The sequence below is a fragment of the Pseudoalteromonas sp. MM1 genome, assembly GCF_030296835.1.
GTDB lineage: Bacteria > Pseudomonadota > Gammaproteobacteria > Enterobacterales > Alteromonadaceae > Pseudoalteromonas.
Genome location: NZ_AP027922.1, coordinates 507,272 through 523,601 on the forward strand (window position 1 = coordinate 507,272; position 16,330 = coordinate 523,601).

General features: G+C 36.4%; 13 protein-coding genes. All 13 read left to right on the plus strand.

The features are described from left to right. Positions 1-97 precede the first annotated feature (97 nt). The 13 genes from QUE46_RS02180 to QUE46_RS02240 all read left to right on the plus strand — a co-directional run bounded on the left by QUE46_RS02180 (position 98) and on the right by QUE46_RS02240 (position 16,317). On the plus strand, positions 98-916 hold the full coding sequence (locus QUE46_RS02180) for a mechanosensitive ion channel family protein (RefSeq protein ID WP_286246032.1): 819 nt from the start codon (positions 98-100) through the stop codon (positions 914-916). Between the two features lie 190 nt (positions 917-1,106). Next, positions 1,107-1,889, plus strand: coding sequence for a YdiY family protein (locus QUE46_RS02185; RefSeq protein WP_286246033.1), 783 nt, complete (start codon positions 1,107-1,109; stop codon positions 1,887-1,889). 121 nt (positions 1,890-2,010) lie between these two features. Further along, positions 2,011-4,689 (plus strand): SLBB domain-containing protein, encoded by a 2,679-nt coding sequence (locus tag QUE46_RS02190; RefSeq protein WP_286246034.1) that lies wholly within the window; start codon positions 2,011-2,013, stop codon positions 4,687-4,689. A gap of 91 nt (positions 4,690-4,780) precedes the next feature. Continuing rightward, positions 4,781-5,740, plus strand: coding sequence for a Wzz/FepE/Etk N-terminal domain-containing protein (locus tag QUE46_RS02195; RefSeq protein ID WP_055018668.1), 960 nt, complete (start codon positions 4,781-4,783; stop codon positions 5,738-5,740). 234 nt (positions 5,741-5,974) lie between these two features. Further along, positions 5,975-7,042 carry a dTDP-glucose 4,6-dehydratase gene (rfbB, locus tag QUE46_RS02200; RefSeq protein ID WP_055018667.1) on the plus strand — a complete coding sequence of 356 codons (1,068 nt, stop codon included), beginning with the start codon at positions 5,975-5,977 and terminating at the stop codon, positions 7,040-7,042. 14 nt (positions 7,043-7,056) lie between these two features. After that, positions 7,057-7,929 carry a glucose-1-phosphate thymidylyltransferase RfbA gene (gene rfbA / locus QUE46_RS02205; RefSeq protein WP_055018666.1) on the plus strand — a complete coding sequence of 291 codons (873 nt, stop codon included), beginning with the start codon at positions 7,057-7,059 and terminating at the stop codon, positions 7,927-7,929. A gap of 81 nt (positions 7,930-8,010) precedes the next feature. After that, positions 8,011-9,192, plus strand: a complete 1,182-nt coding sequence (locus QUE46_RS02210; protein ID WP_055020293.1) for an ATP-grasp domain-containing protein — start codon at positions 8,011-8,013, stop codon at positions 9,190-9,192. Then, positions 9,189-9,881, plus strand: coding sequence for a CatB-related O-acetyltransferase (locus QUE46_RS20275; RefSeq protein ID WP_082422772.1), 693 nt, complete (start codon positions 9,189-9,191; stop codon positions 9,879-9,881). The genes QUE46_RS02210 and QUE46_RS20275 overlap by 4 nt, the downstream gene beginning before the upstream one ends. Further along, on the plus strand, positions 9,878-11,008 hold the full coding sequence (rffA, locus tag QUE46_RS02220; protein ID WP_055018664.1) for a dTDP-4-amino-4,6-dideoxygalactose transaminase: 1,131 nt from the start codon (positions 9,878-9,880) through the stop codon (positions 11,006-11,008). Before QUE46_RS20275 ends, rffA begins: the two co-directional genes overlap by 4 nt. After that, positions 11,005-12,420 (plus strand): lipopolysaccharide biosynthesis protein, encoded by a 1,416-nt coding sequence (locus tag QUE46_RS02225; RefSeq protein WP_055018663.1) that lies wholly within the window; start codon positions 11,005-11,007, stop codon positions 12,418-12,420. The genes rffA and QUE46_RS02225 overlap by 4 nt, the downstream gene beginning before the upstream one ends. Further along, a complete protein-coding gene (locus QUE46_RS02230; protein WP_055018662.1) occupies positions 12,421-13,692 on the plus strand; it encodes a glycosyltransferase in 1,272 nt (423 codons plus the stop codon). Between the two features lie 32 nt (positions 13,693-13,724). After that, positions 13,725-15,227 carry a hypothetical protein gene (locus tag QUE46_RS02235; RefSeq protein ID WP_055018661.1) on the plus strand — a complete coding sequence of 501 codons (1,503 nt, stop codon included), beginning with the start codon at positions 13,725-13,727 and terminating at the stop codon, positions 15,225-15,227. Then, positions 15,217-16,317, plus strand: a complete 1,101-nt coding sequence (locus QUE46_RS02240) for a glycosyltransferase (RefSeq protein ID WP_055018660.1) — start codon at positions 15,217-15,219, stop codon at positions 16,315-16,317. The genes QUE46_RS02235 and QUE46_RS02240 overlap by 11 nt, the downstream gene beginning before the upstream one ends. The last annotated feature ends 13 nt before the right edge of the window (positions 16,318-16,330 follow it).

Genomic DNA, 16,330 nt, shown 5'->3' on the forward strand with positions numbered 1-16,330 from the left:
TTTTGTAGTGATAATTTATTATTTAATGAGAATAAAATGTAAATTAATGTATAATCATTTGCGGGAAATTGCTTAATAAAAACTATTTGGAGTTACTATGGATTCAATACTTACTTGGCTTAATGAAAACTCAGGCCTAATTTTACACTACGGTATTCAAGCTGTTATTGCGCTTGTAATCTTTTTACTTGGTAGTCGCATTGCAAAGTTTTGTGCTGGCTTAACAGAAAAAGCGTTCGATAAAAAGAAAGTGGATAAAGCGGTAGGCTCATTTGTATCAAGTATAGTTTACGCTATTGTATTTGCTGCCACTATATTAATGGCGCTTTCACAAATAGGCATTGAAACCACATCATTCATTGCTATTTTAGGTGCGGCTGGCTTAGCGGTTGGTTTAGCGCTGCAAGGTTCGTTGTCTAACTTTGCATCAGGTGTACTTATTATATTGCTTCGTCCATTTAAATCAGGTGAGTTTGTTGAAGCTGGTGGTAAAATGGGCACAGTTAAAAAAATCGAAATATTCTCTACAGAACTTCGCACTCCAGATAACAAAGTAATTATCGTACCAAACTCACAAATTATGTCGGGTGCTATTACTAACTTCTCGCGTGAGTCTACTCGCCGTATCGATTTAGTTATTGGTGTAGGCTACGATGCTGACTTACGTAAAACAAAAGAAGTATTGCAGTCAGTACTTGACGCAGAGACTCGTTTACTTAAAGATCCAGCTTATACTGTTGCAGTTTCTGAACTTGCAGACTCAAGCGTAAACTTTATTGTGCGTCCTTGGGTTAACTCTGGTGACTACTGGCCAACGTATTGGGCATTGCTAGAGAACATTAAAATTGCACTGGATGATGCAGATATTACAATCCCATTTCCACAAATGGATGTACATTTACACAAGCAAGACTAATACAAATCCGCAATAATACTTAATCATTTTGCGGGGTTAAACGTGTCGCTATCTGCGTTAAAAAATTCTCATTTAGAACAACTAAATAGCGAATTTTTTGCCTGGCTATCAACACGTTTTTCCAGCCTCAAAATAGATTACTTAATTAAGCGAATTAGTATAATTTTTAGGATTAAATAGGTTATTTTTAATGAAATTAAAGCTTTTAACACTTTTAGTTGCAGCCTCTGCTGCAACTAACGCATTCGCAGCAGACGCAGAGAAAAAAACGTGGGAAGTAACAAGCGAGCTTGGTGCTATTGTTACTAGTGGTAACACTGAAACGACCACGTTAAAAGGCGGTTTAAAGGTATTACATCACCTAGAGAACTGGAATAACGAGTACAAAATCGACGGCATCTATAAAGAAGATGAAGTTGAAGATGACAACGGTGACAAAGACAAGCAGCGTACTAACGAAAAGTACTCAGCATCTGCGCAAGGTAATTACAAATTAAATGAAAAAAATTCTCATTTATTCATTTATGGTTCACACGTTTCAGACTACTTTGGCGCGTATAGAACTGAATCTGTAATTTCTGCTGGTTACGGCTTACGTTTAATTGACCAACCAGATATGTGGTTAAATGCAGAGTTTGGTCCGGGTTACAAGTTTTTTGAATACTCAGACGACAGCACGCAAGTTGATGACGACGGTAACTTACTTGCAGGCGAAAGCGACAGTGAAGTAATTGCTTTAGGTAAGCTTGATTATAACTGGCAAATTTCAGACAACGCACGTTTTACTCAGCTTGTATCGGTTGAGTACGGTGACTCAAACACCAAAACGCGCTCAGAAACTGCATTGCTAACAAAAATCAATGGGTCATTGCAAATGAAAGTGGGTTTTAACGTGACCAACAACTCAGATGTTGCTGATGACGAAGAAAGCACAGATACAGAAACGTCATTAACGTTGGTTTACAGTTTTTAACCAAAAAACATATTTAATGACATTTAAGTGACATAAGGGACGAAAGTCCCTTTTTTATTTGTTTAGATTTAATGTATTATAGCCACCAATTTTGGTTGTAGACCTAGGGATATACCTACTCGTGAAAGTTTTTACACAATTTTTTAGTGCTTTTATTCTACTTTGTAGTTTTAGTACCATGGCATTTACGCCAACAGCCTCACAAATTGAGCAATTTAAAAAGTTGCCAAAAGCCCAGCAAGAAGCCCTAGCAAAACAATACGGTGTAGATATTTCTACAATCACCGGCGCAAATCAATCAAATGACGAAAATTCAAATGAGCAGCAGTCAACTATTGGCGAACGAAAAGAAAAAGAGCAAGAAGACTTAACCGACGAAGAGCGCTTTAAGCCAAAAACAGAAGAGCTAAAGCCTTATGGTTATGAACTTTTTGCTGGTGAACCTACTACGTTTATGCCCAGCGAAAATGCAGCCGTACCAGACACTTATATAGTAGGCCCAGGAGATCAACTAAAAATTAACTTTTACGGAAAAGAGAGTGACAGCTTTGATGTAACGGTTGACCGCGAAGGGCGAATTAGCATTCCCGACTTAAGCCCTGTAGAAGTTGCTGGCTTAACATTTGCCGAAATAAAAGAACTAATAAAAGTAAAGGTTGAGCAAGAAGTAATCGGTGTAAAAGCCTTTGTATCACTGGGCCAACTGCGTAGTATGCGCATACTAGTATTAGGTGAGGCCTACAAACCAGGCAGTTACAGCGTATCGTCTTTAACAACCGTATCACATGCTTTGTTTGTAAGTGGTGGTGTGTCTGAAATTGCATCACTGCGCAACATACAAGTAAAGCGCGCTGGTAAAACAGTTTCTAATTTCGACCTTTACGATTTACTAATCAATGGTGATAGCAGTAACGACATAGTATTAAAGCCTGGTGATGTTGTTTTTGTGCCACCTGTAGGGGCACAAGTTACTGTAGATGGCTTAGTTAAACGCCCAGCAATATTTGAACTTAAAAAAGGCGAGACGGCCAATCAATTACTCTCAATGGCAGGGGGGTTAAAAGCAGGTGCGTATGCTAAAAATGTTGTGGTAGAGCGTTTCAACTTTGATCGCAAAGAAGTACTGTCAATAGATTTCACTAAGCCACAAATTAACTACATTCCGCAAGATGGCGACCGCGTACACTTTAACTCTGTAAGCTCACAATATCAAAATTCTATAAGCCTAATTGGTGCTGTAGCGCGCCCAGGTAATTATCAGTGGTATCAAGGTAAGCGTATTTCGGATGTTTTAAAATCAGTACGTGGTGACCTGCTTCCACAAGCAGATTTAAGCTACGGCTTAGTAATTCGAGAAATTAATATAAATGGTGATATAGAAGCGCATCAGTTTGATGTAGCACAAGCCATAATTAAAAACCCAGAAAATAACTTAACGTTAAAAGCAAACGATAAAATTATTGTATTCAGCCGCTTTGAAGAAAAAGAAGCTGAAAAATCAGCACTTGCTAATATGGCCCTAAGCCAAGAGCAGCAAGAACAGCAGCTAAAAGCTGAGCAATGGCATACATACCAGCAAAAAGAGTTTGAAAAATATATTGGTATAAATCAAGAAGAAGAGGAATTTATTTTTGAAGAAAATAAAGCCCTTACACTCGCTGAAATGTCAAAACGCAAAGCTAAAGAAGAAGCTGAACTTGAATTAAAACCAGAAGATTATGCTTTATTTAGCCGCCATAATTTACTCGCGCCACTTATTGCTAAATTTAAGCAACAGGCTTCTGTCGATCAGGCTATTCAGCTAGTAGAAATTAGCGGCAATGTTACATTCCCGGGTGTTTACCCGCTAATGGTGGGCGGTGAAGTACGTGATTTGGTCACCGCGGCAGGCGGCTTACTAGAATCTGCTTACGTAAAACAAGCCGAAATTACACGTATTGTAGCGAGCGACGCCTCTAAAATAGAACACTTACGTTTAGACCTTGAAAGTGCAATGCGTGGTGATGCACAAAGCAATATTACACTACAAAGTAAAGACAGTATTAACGTATTCGCTATACCCAATTGGCAAGAAAACGTAAAAGTAGAACTTAAAGGTGAGCTTAGATTCCCTGGTACCTACACAATACGCCGCGGCGAAACACTGACAGAGCTACTTGAACGCGCTGGCGGCTTCTCTGAGTTTGCAGAGCAAAAAGCAGCAATATTTACTCGTGCGTCTATAAAAGAGCAAGAGCAGCAACAACTAGCCCGTTTATCAACTGAGCTACGCCGCGACATAGCATCAAAAAGCTTCCAAAACTCAGTAAGTAGTAATTCACTTTCGTATGATGAAATGAATAAGCTATTAAATGATTTAGCAAGCGTTGAAGCGGTAGGGCGATTAGTTATCGACTTACCATTAATTGTTGAGAACAAGCAAAACTTAGTCCTGCAAGACGGTGATGTTTTATACGTACCAAGTAAACGTGACTCAATTAGTGTAATAGGTGAAGTTAACTACTCAACATCACACTTATATAAAGCCGGTATAAGTGTTGATGAATATATCGATTTAAGCGGCGGCCTCAAAGATCGCGCTGATGAGGATAGCATTTACATAATCAAAGCAAATGGTTCAGTTAAAATTCCTTCTCGAGGAGGTTGGTTTGCAGCAAATGATCCTACTGAGCTAGAAGCTGGCGATACTATTGTAATACCGATGGATGCAAGCCATATGGATAAGCTTACTCTATGGAGTACTGCAACCCAAATAGTATACCAATTAGGTGTTGCTGTTGCTGCGATTAGCAATATTTAAAATATAAACTTACTTATTAAGCAAAGAAAGTAAGCTAAAAATAATTATTGCTTTATGTATATAGAATAAAAAGTGGAACTAGATTAACTATATGAAAACAGATTTGAGAACACAAAGCTCCGAGTTAGAGCAAAACAGATACCCACCTGTTGATGATGAAATAGACCTAGGTGAACTGCTATCTGTTATTTGGCGCGGCAAGTGGGTGATCGCGGCAATAACATTTCTGTTTGTTTTGTTCTCGATTATCTTTGCTTTAAAACAGCCAAATTTATACAGATCAGAAGTATTATTAGCACCTGCGGAGGCAAAAAACAATGGCGGCCTATCTGCTTTAGCTGGCCAGTTCGGTGGTTTAGCAAGCTTAGCAGGAGTAAATATTGGTGGGCAAAGCACTAACAAAACACAGCTAGCTCTTGAAGTTTTGAAGTCTAGAAAGTTCGTATCAAGTTTTATTGAAAAACATAATATTTTACCAGATTTAATGGCAGTGAAATCGTGGGAGCTAAATAAAGGTGTCAGTTATGATCCAGAAGTTTACGATAGCAATTCAAAAACATGGCTGAGGGAAGTTGAGGCTCCACTCACATCGAAACCATCAGAGCAAGAAGCTTATAAAATTTTTAGTGACTTAATTTCAATAAAAACGAATAAAGAAACGGCAATGATAACTTTATCTATTGTTCACCAATCTCCTTTGATTGCTAAGCAATGGGTCAACTGGCTGGTCGAAGATATTAACAAAGAAATGAAAGATAGGGACGTAGTGGAGGCACAAAAAAGTGCTGACTTTCTTTCTAAGCAATTAGAAGATACTAAAATTGCTGATATACGAATTATTCTTTATAAATTAATTGAAGAGCAAGCAAAAACAATTATGTTTGCTAGTGTTCGTGATGAATATGCCTTTAAAACGATTGATCCAGCACTTGTTCCAGAAGTTAGAGACAGCCCAAAGCGTACCTTAATCGTAATTTTAGGCTTCGCATTAGGGATAGTTTTTAGTTGTATGGTCGTTATTCTCAAGCACTATATTAGGATTAAAGATTAAAGTAAGTTTACTTCTGTTTGTTTTATAGTCAATTTGATTAATCAATTAACTATATAAGCGACTAAAGTAATACTGTTTTAATCGAATAAAATTATTATTCGATTGAATTAACTTACTTAACTTCTTTACGCAAAGTAACAAGACCCTAGCATTTTTGAAGCATGTGAAGTCTACTTATTTCAACAAAGCTTATTAACAGCTCAGTAAAAATGGTTATTACTACATAGGATTAATGTGAAAATACTTATAACGGGTGGAGCAGGCTTTATAGGCTCAGCTGTAATACGCCATATCGTAGAAAATACTAAAGACTCAGTGATTAATCTCGATAAATTAACTTATGCTGGGAATTTAGAATCATTAAAATTAGTTGAAAATGATAGTCGTTACATATTCGAACAAGTTGATATATGCAATCGCGCAGAGCTCGATCGGGTTTTCAATTCTCATAAACCAAACGCAGTAATGCATTTGGCTGCAGAAAGCCATGTTGACCGTTCGATCACAGGGCCAGCCGAATTTATACAAACGAATATTGTAGGCACTTACAATTTATTAGAAGCGGCTCGTGAATACTGGAATACATTAAATGATGATGATAAAAAATCGTTTAGGTTTCACCATATTTCAACTGATGAGGTATATGGCGATCTTCCACACCCTGATGAACAAGAAGGTGAACTTCCATTATTTACTGAGGGAACTTCTTACGCACCAAGTAGCCCTTATTCGGCGAGTAAAGCGTCGAGTGATCATTTAGTTCGAGCATGGCTGCGTACGTATGGCTTTCCGACCATTGTCACTAACTGTTCAAACAACTATGGTCCTTACCACTTCCCTGAAAAACTAATACCTTTGGTTATACTTAATGCCCTAGAAGGTAAAGACTTGCCTATTTATGGTAAAGGCGACCAAATACGTGATTGGTTATACGTAGAAGACCATGCTCGTGCCTTGTATAAAGTAGTCACCGAAGGTGTGGTTGGTGAAACCTACAACATAGGTGGCCACAATGAAAAACAGAATATCGAAGTTGTACAAACTATTTGCAGTATATTAGATACATTAGTCCCTAAAGCAACTAAATATGCTGATCAAATTACTTATGTAACTGATCGCCCAGGTCATGATAGGCGCTATGCGATTGACTCATCAAAAATGAGTAAAGAACTTAATTGGGAACCTGTAGAGACATTTGAAACAGGGCTACGTAAAACAATCGAGTGGTACTTATCAAATCAGCAATGGTGCAAAAACGTTCAAGATGGATCGTATCAGCGCGAACGTCTTGGCGAGTTATAAAAAGGAGCTATGTAATGAAAGGAATAATTTTAGCGGGTGGTTCAGGTACTCGCCTATACCCAATTACCATGGGTGTGTCTAAGCAGTTGCTTCCTATTTATGATAAACCAATGATTTATTACCCGCTTTCGGTGTTAATGCTCGCTGGTATCAAAGAAATTTTAATCATAACCACAGATGAAGATTTAGACTCTTTTAAGCGCTTATTAGGGGATGGCTCACAATTTGGCATAGAGCTTAATTATACAGTTCAACCTAGTCCTGATGGACTTGCACAGGCTTTTATTTTAGGTGAAGAGTTCATCGGTGAAGACGATGTTTGCTTAGTACTAGGCGATAATATTTTCTATGGGGAAGGCTTTACACCTAAATTGAAAAACGCCGTCGAAAATGCAAAGAATGGGTTAGGTGCTACGGTGTTTGGGTATCAAGTGAAAGATCCCGAGCGCTTTGGAGTTGTCGAATTTAGCAGAAACAAAAAAGCAATCTCCATAGAGGAAAAACCCTTAGAACCTAAATCTAACTTTGCTGTAACTGGTTTATATTTTTATGATAATACTGTAGTTGAACTGGCTAAAAAGGTCGAGCCTTCTCAACGAGGTGAGCTAGAGATCACTTGCCTAAATGAAATGTATTTGAACCAAAATAAGTTAAATGTTGAACGCTTAGGCCGAGGTTTTGCATGGTTAGATACAGGAACACATGAAAGTTTACTCGAAGCGGCTCAATTCGTTGAAACTATCGAAAAAAGGCAAGGTTACAAAATAGCGTGTTTAGAAGAAATAGCTTTCAACAATGGCTGGTTAAGTAAGGAACAAATTAAAGAGCGTGCCGAATTGTTTAAAAAAAATAGTTATGGCCATTATTTAAGTGTTTTAACTGAATAATAAGAATACATTCTTTCGGCTATATACTTTTTAAAGTATTTATTAGCACTTTAGCAGTAAAAAGTTTACTTGGAATAAACTATGAAAATTATGATATTGGGTGCAGGGATATATCAAGTTCCTCTAATAAAAAAAGTTAAGGAGTTAGGGTATATTGCTATTGTAGTGTCTCCAGTAGGAAACTATCCGGGACTTGAAATTGCAGACTATATTGTAGATTCAGATACTAGAGATAAAGAGACCATTTTAGCAGCTGCCGTTAAGTACGGGATTGATGGAATTCTTACCACTGGGACTGATGTCGCTGTTCCATCAATAGGTTATGTCGTCGACAAACTGAATTTGCCTGGTACTGGATTTTTAGCTTCTCAAAGAAGTATGGATAAAGCTCTCATGAAAAAATGCTTTATCAGCCACAACGTTAAAACAGCTCATTATAAAGAAGTTTATACTATCGCAGAGGCAAAAAATGAAGCCAACACTATAGGCTACCCTGTAATGGTAAAGGCTATCGACTCTTCGGGTAGTAGAGGTATTACAAAGGTTGAAAGTATAGCCGAGATAGAATCGGCTTTTAATGAGGCCTTAGCAGTTTCCCAGTCAACAAAGGTTATTGTTGAACAATTTATTGAAGGCTATGAGATTGGTGCACAGGCACTAATTTGCGGCGATAAGGTTGATAAAGTTTTTATTCACAATGATGAAGTAACCCAACCTCCCATCAGTGTTCCTATAGGGCACTCATTACCAGTTACATTATCGAGCAATGTTATTACTCAGTGCGAAGAAGTTATAAAATTAGCTGTTAAAGCAATTGGTTTACAAAATACAGTTGCTAATGTGGATCTAATGGTAAGTGGTAATGAGGTTTATATTTTAGAAATAGGCGCTAGGATGGGGGCCACATGTTTACCAGAGAATATTTCTCTTTACCAAGGAATTGATATTTACGAGTACTTAATAGCGCTAGCAACTGCTAACTCATTGCCTATTCAAAAAAGAACTTCTAGGCAGGCTAATGCATCATTATTAATTTTCTCAGAAAAAAAAGGTATTGTTGAAAGCATAAATATACCCTCTAGGGTCAAAAACCATCCTATGTTAGTCGAGTTGAAACTTGATGTAACTGAAGGTGATCAAGTAAATGCATTTAAGGTGGGCCCCGATAGATTAGGGCATTTAATTGTTGTATCTGACACCAGTGCTGAAGCCGAAGCATTAGCAAAAGAATTAGTATCTTCTATAGAGCTAGTTGTAAAATGAGCAGTCATGCTAGAGTAGTTGAAAGCTTAACACATGAAAGTGTTAAGCTTTACAATAGTGTTACTGTAATTAAGTCACAATTGAGTGAAAACGTAAGTGTAGGAGACTTTTCTAAAGTAGCTAGTTCTAAGCTCTTTACCGCTGTTAAAATAGATAGGAACAACCATATTGATGGTTCCAAAATTGGGTCCTACAGTTACACTGGGCGCAACACTTTGATTCTATATTCAGTCATTGGTAGTTACACAAGTATTTCGTGGAATGTATCTATTGGTGGGGCAAACCATGATTACTCTCGTGTTACTCAGCATTCTTTTCTTTACAATCCTGCAGATGATATACGCCCGGTATCTGAACCAGTAGCTTATGACCGCTATAAAAGTCAGGTCAAAATAGGCAGTGATGTTTGGATTGCGGCAGGGGCAGTTATCACTAGGGGAGTTACAGTTGGAGATGGTGCTGTAATAGGTGCAAATGCAGTTGTAACTAAAGATGTCCCACCATATGCAATTGTTGCAGGTAGTCCTGCAAGAGTAATAAAATACCGCTTTTCTCAAGAGATTATTGAGATACTTCTTGAATTAAAGTGGTGGGACTGGTCTGTAGATAAAATACAAAAGAACTATTCAATAATTTCCCAAGCACCAGATATTGAAAAATTAAAAAGTATACTTAAGGCACAACAATGATTGAGTTTAACAAGACTCCCTATACTGGCAATGAAGAACAGTACGTACTAGATGCTATGAAAGCAGGTAAGCTATCTGGCGATGGTAAATTTACAAAACTTTGCCACGCTTGGTTTGTTGATGATTTAGAATGCAGTAAAGCACTGTTGACTCCTTCATGCACGCACGCTTTAGAGATGGCTGCTATTTTAATTGATACTCAGCCTGGTGACGAAATTATAATGCCAAGTTATACATTTGTTAGCACTGCAAATGCTTTTTTGTTACGGGGCGCTAAGATCGTTTTTGTCGATATTAGGCCTGATACTATGAACATTGATGAGTCTTTGATAGAAGCAGCTATAACAAGTAAAACTAAAGCAATAGTACCTGTTCATTACGCTGGTGTAGCGTGTGAAATGGATACAATTTTAGCCTTGGCAAAACAGCATGGGCTCTATGTAATAGAAGACGCCGCACAAGGAGTAAGATCTTATTATAAAGGTAAGCCGCTTGGGACTTTAGGTGATATTGGAGCATTTAGTTTCCATGATACTAAAAACTATACAAGTGGCGGTGAAGGAGGATTATTAATTATCAATAACTCCAAATTCGCTGAAAGAGCAGAAATAATAAGGGAAAAAGGAACGAATAGAAGTAAATTTATTCGTGGAGCAGTAGATAAGTATACTTGGGTCGATATAGGCAGTAGCTTCTTACCTAGCGATTTGCAAGCAGCATACTTATGGGGGCAATTAGAAAGAGCAGATGAAATAAACCATGCACGTTTGAAGTCATGGCAAGTATATTATGAAGCATTTAAAGACCTAAAAAGTGAACATAATGTCGAATTACCTCATATACCTGCTGAATGTGAGCACAACGCACATATGTTCTACCTTAAGCTTGCAAATATTAATATACGAAACCAATTTATTGATTTTTTGAAAACTCGTAACATCTCTTCAGCTTTTCATTATGTACCATTGCATAGCTCGCCGGCGGGAAATCAAGCGAGTGTATTTAGTGGCAGTGATGTATTCACCACAAAAGAGAGTGAAAGATTAGTTCGTTTACCTATTTTTTATGGTATTTCGCCATATGAACAGGCTCAAGTTATTAGTGCTGTATCGGAGTTTTTTGCTTGAACTTAAAGAAAGTCTTGCATTTTGCTATTGGCCCTATAGCAGCTGCAGGTTTAGGTCTGATTACACTTCCATTTGTAGCGTGGTTTTTTTCTGTAGAAGATGTCGGGAAATTAACAATGATGCAAGTTGTGTTAAGCCTATCCGTATCCTTTTTTAGCTTAGCAATGCACCAAGCTTATGTTAGAGAGTACCATGAAGAGGAAGATAAAGCAGCCTTGTTCAGAGTAAGCGTGCTTCCTGGTTTAGTGCTATTATCGCTCACAGCTATAGTTTTTTTAGTTGCACCATTCTCATTATCAGCACTTTTATTCGGAATTGAATCTAAGTTACTAACTGGTTTATTAATAATAGGTGTTTTTGCAAGCTTCTTGATTAACTTCTTGTCACACTTATTGAGAATGGAAGAAAGGGGCTTGGCGTTTTCAGCAACAAAAATCGCACCTAAACTCTTTTTCGTATTTTTTATAGCCTTAATTATGAGCTTTAGTCTATCAGCTAACTTTACTACTTTAATGCAAATGAATACCTACGCCATATTATTTTCATTGTTAATTTTTTTATTCATAACAAAGAAAACTTGGTTCAGTGCATTAAAAAGTCATACAGATCTCATTTTATTAAAGAAAACGTTGTTATTCAGCCTTCCTTTAGTTGCAGGGGGACTGGCTTACTGGGGGTTAACAACAATGGACCGCTTCTTTTTAAGGGGAATGGTTGGTTTCGAAGAACTTGGTGTATATGCGCTAGCTGCTTCTTTAGCGGGAGCGGTGTCAGTAATCTCAACCGTTTTTTCTAATCTATGGCACCCGACTTTATATAAATGGGTTAAACAAGGGGTTAGCAATAGTAAGATTCAAGCAGTAACAGAAAGTATATTATTATTAGTGTGCTTAATTTGGTCACTTGTAGGCATACTCTCTTTTATTGTTCCCTATTTTCTACCTAGTGAATACAAGGCAATTGAATATTTAATAGTAGCGTGTGTATCTATGCCTTTATTCTATATGTTGTCACAAACTACCGGGGTCGGTATTGGCATTAAGCGTAAGTCTTCATATGCAATGCTAGCATCTTTAATAGCATTTTTATCGAATGCAATTTTAAACTATTTTTTAATTCCTATATATGGCGCTGCTGGTGCTGCATTAGCAACTGTTATTTCTTTCTTTATTTTTTTCCTGATTAGAACAGAAGCAAGTGCGATAACATGGCAATCACTTCCACGCTTGAAGATTTATATAGCACTAACCATGTACACGGTAGCAACCTGTATATGTTTGTTAACCCAAGGTAATTTGCCATATTTTAACATTGTTTGGGGCGGCTTATTTGTTGTTGTAAGCGTTACTTTTTATCAAAGAATTGAAACAAGCTTACAAACAATTAAGCAATATCTAAAAAGAAGAGATTAAATGTTATTTATTTATAGTTCATTGTCGGTTGGCGGAATCGAAACTTTTTTTGTGCGTATGGCAAAAGAAAGAGCCCGTCTAGGGCTAAAAACCTCAATCTTACTTTTATCGGAGCCTAAACAAAGTAATCATGAATTACTTTCTGAAGCTAAGTTATACGCAAGTGTATATTTTGCGAAAGATATTTTTGTATTCCAGCCGACTTTAAGTTCACGTCTATCAATTATCGCGCCATTAAATAAAAATAAATTAAAAGTCATAATGGAAGGCGTTGATCAAATTCACGGTTTCGATGCTATGCAGCTACTCTTTGGCGAAAGGCTTGCCCGGTTAATGGATAAAAAAATACCTATCACAGTGGGCTTTTACCATTACATTAAGTATTTATGGGGCGGTAATAAAGTGGCGCTGCATGAACGTATAAATCGAAAATTTATTTTCGATTATCTACCGGAACAATCTCTGCTGTTTTTCTCCCCTGGGAGTAGAGATTTGTATGCAAAAACTAGAAATAAGTCATTTAAAAGGTCGAATACATTTAGTCTAGGAGTGGTTGATAAAAAAGATGTTCATTTATCTAGTGATATAAGTAAACCATTAAAATTGGTTGCTATTGGTAGATTGGTGGAGTTTAAAACCTATAACTTTTACATGATTCAAGTTATAAAAAATTTAGTTAATAAAGGCTACAATATTGAGTTTGATATTTATGGAAATGGCCCGCTATACGATGAATTAAAAGAAAAAATACTGAAATTTGAAGTTTCTAACTCTATAAAATTAAAAGGAACATTGGATTATTCAAAGTTTGATGAGGTGGTTAGTAATAGCGATATGTTTATTGGGGATGGTACAGCGATAGTGCAAGCAGCTGCTCTCGGTATCCCCTCTATTGTAGGCGTCCAAAATTTTGTTGAACCCAAAACTTATGGCTACTTTTGTGATGTTTACATGCATCAATATACACGCAAGGGCCTAGATTTACCTCTATTCTCTGTCGAAAAAATGATTGCCGACTATATCGATATGCCTACAAAGTTAAGGCTAGATTTAAAAACTAAACATGTAAATTGCATTGAGCAGTTTACAAATGAATCATGTCAACAGTCACTAGATAGTTTAAAAAGTATCGAAATGCCTACACGCAATTTTAAGTACAATCGCTTTATATATTTACTCTCAAGAACAGCTGACAGGTTTAATATGAAATATAACAAAAAGCATCCAAGAAGGACGCAATTTGAAGATTTTAGAGCATTAAATGAAAAGTGATTTTAATTTAGAGATCTTGAAAGGGTCATATAATGATTGCTAAATACAGCCTAGGTAACCCATGTTTAAAGCTTTCGTCTGATTTAGCTGGTGAGTTACCACTATACATATATTTATCTGAAGATAAAAAGACCCTGCTTTACTCTAACTCTGTAACAGAATTGTTTGATGATGTAAGAGTTACAAAGCCTCTAAAAGTATCAGATGAAGGTATTTCTTTTTTGCTACAAAGTAGTGTCATTCCACCACCTATGACAGCTTACCAAGGTGTTTTTATTGTAGGGATAGGTGATACAGCCGAGGTAAAAACTGTAGATAATGAAATTGTTATAGATTTCAGCCATGAATTTCCTTTTATGGCCAATAAAAGAGCTGACTTTGATACTTATAAAAAACCTAATCTTGATGATATTGTAAAACTCTTAGCAGAAGAAACAGTAAGCAAATTAAATAAAAACAAAAAAACGTTTCTCTTTCATAGTGCAGGCAAGGACAGTAATAGTATTGCTATTGCGCTTGCTGAAGCGGGCCTACAAGATCAAGTTACATTGGTTACGCATTGCTCAAAGGGTAATTTAGATGAAAGCCAAATTAGTAAAAGTATTGCTAAAAAATTGGGTTTTTCACATCAAGTATTAAACGAAGTTGATGAGCTAAATAATGAGCACTTAAAATACATTGAAGAGTATTTTACAAAAGCACCGTTCCCTTGCGTAGATAACTTATGTCTAGCGTATCCTTTATATGCAAAGCAACTACCGGAACTATTTAATGCCAATATAATTTTTGGTGATGGCAACGACAGCCATATGATCAGCCCACCTTCGGCTAAAGATAACTTAAAAACAAAAGTCAGTAATTACACCTCAAAGCTTTCTTTTTTTAGAAAGTTTATAGATTCAGAAAATAAATATAGTTCATTACTTAGAACACCAGCTGAATGGTTTGGCCAATCTGGATTTTCATTAAAAGATAGCCGAAAAGTATTTCCAAAAACAGTATCGACTTATGCGTACTGGAGGAAAGAGTCAAATGTGAGAAAGAGTTGGGATTTATTTTATTTTAAATCTGATATTTACTCTACACGAGTAATTAGCGAAAAAATGATTCGTAAATTATTTAACTTTACAGATTACTTAGGTGCACAAATAGTACTCCCTTTTGCAACTAAGCGGGTTGCAGAATATTTTGCAGCCATGCCAGAAGAGTACTTATTTGATCGCCATACTTTTAAAAATAAGCTTATTTTAAGAGATTTATTAAAAGAGAAAATCAATATCGACTCTGATGAAATAGGTAAGATGGGCTGGTCTTATGACACTAAAGCTATAGTGAATAATAATTGGGATATTATTACGACTGAAATAAGTAAATGTTCTTTATGGAATCATAGTGAAGTCGACCGCATTATTCTCAGACTAAAAAAATCTATGGATAAAAACACAAAGTACTCGCAACTTTCATGCAGATTAATTTACCGACTCTACTTATTATCTATGTGGAAAAACAAATGCAGATATTTAAATGAAAGATAATAAAATAACACTTTTTGTCAGCTCTTTAGCTGGAGGCGGAGCCGAAGGTGTTTGCGTTAATGTCGCAAACGGATTAGCACAAAGCGGCTGGGATGTTGACCTAATTGTATTACATTTAAAGAATGCAGCGTACCTAGAGCGTGTTAACGAAAACGTAAATTTAATATCGTTAAATGCAGCCAATGCAAGGTATGCAATTATTCCGCTATTAAAGTATATTCGTAAAACAAAAATAGAAAAATTAGTAGTATTTAAATATGAACTAGCGGTATTACTTATACTATTAAAAAGTATTTTAAGACTTAATATAAAAGTCATTGCGCGTAATATTAATACTTTTTCTCAATCTAGTGGTCAAGGTAAAGGGCTATGGCGTAAATATATCGCTAATCCATTAATTCAACATTATTTCTGCAAAGCAGATCACGTAATAAATCAGTGTGAAGCAATGCAAGAGGATTTATTAACCACGTTTCCTGAATTAAAGGGCAAAACCAGTGTAATATTAAATCCCGTAGCTAAGCATGTTGAAGAGTATGCTGAAAACCACAATAAAGAAAACAATAACAAGCAGGACTATATTTTGTGTGTAGGGCGCTTGGAAAAACAAAAGGCCTTCCATTTTGCATTAGAGGCGTTTGCACAATTAAACAAAAGCTATCCAAATTTACGGCTAAAAATAGTAGGGCAAGGCAGTCTCGAAAATGAGCTTAAAAGCTTAGCGAAACAGCTTAAGATCAGTGGGAATATAGACTTTGAAGGCTTTCAGTCTCACATGCTCGACTATTATTTAAATGCTAAAGTCACCTTGCTAACTTCAATTTACGAAGGTTTTCCTAATGTACTTGTAGAATCTATTACCTTAGGTACACCTGTCGTTTCTTTCGATTGCCCTAGTGGTCCACGTGAAATTATAGACCAAGGAATTAATGGCTACCTTGTAGAGTATCAAAGTATTGATAGCCTCGTATCCTATTTAGACAAAAGTTTAAATACTCAATTTGATTCTAAAGCGGTAATGGAAACGGCTAAAAAAAATAAAGTGTCAGAAGTTATGAAAAAATATTCAAAACTCTTAAAGAATATCTAACTAGGTTAGTAGA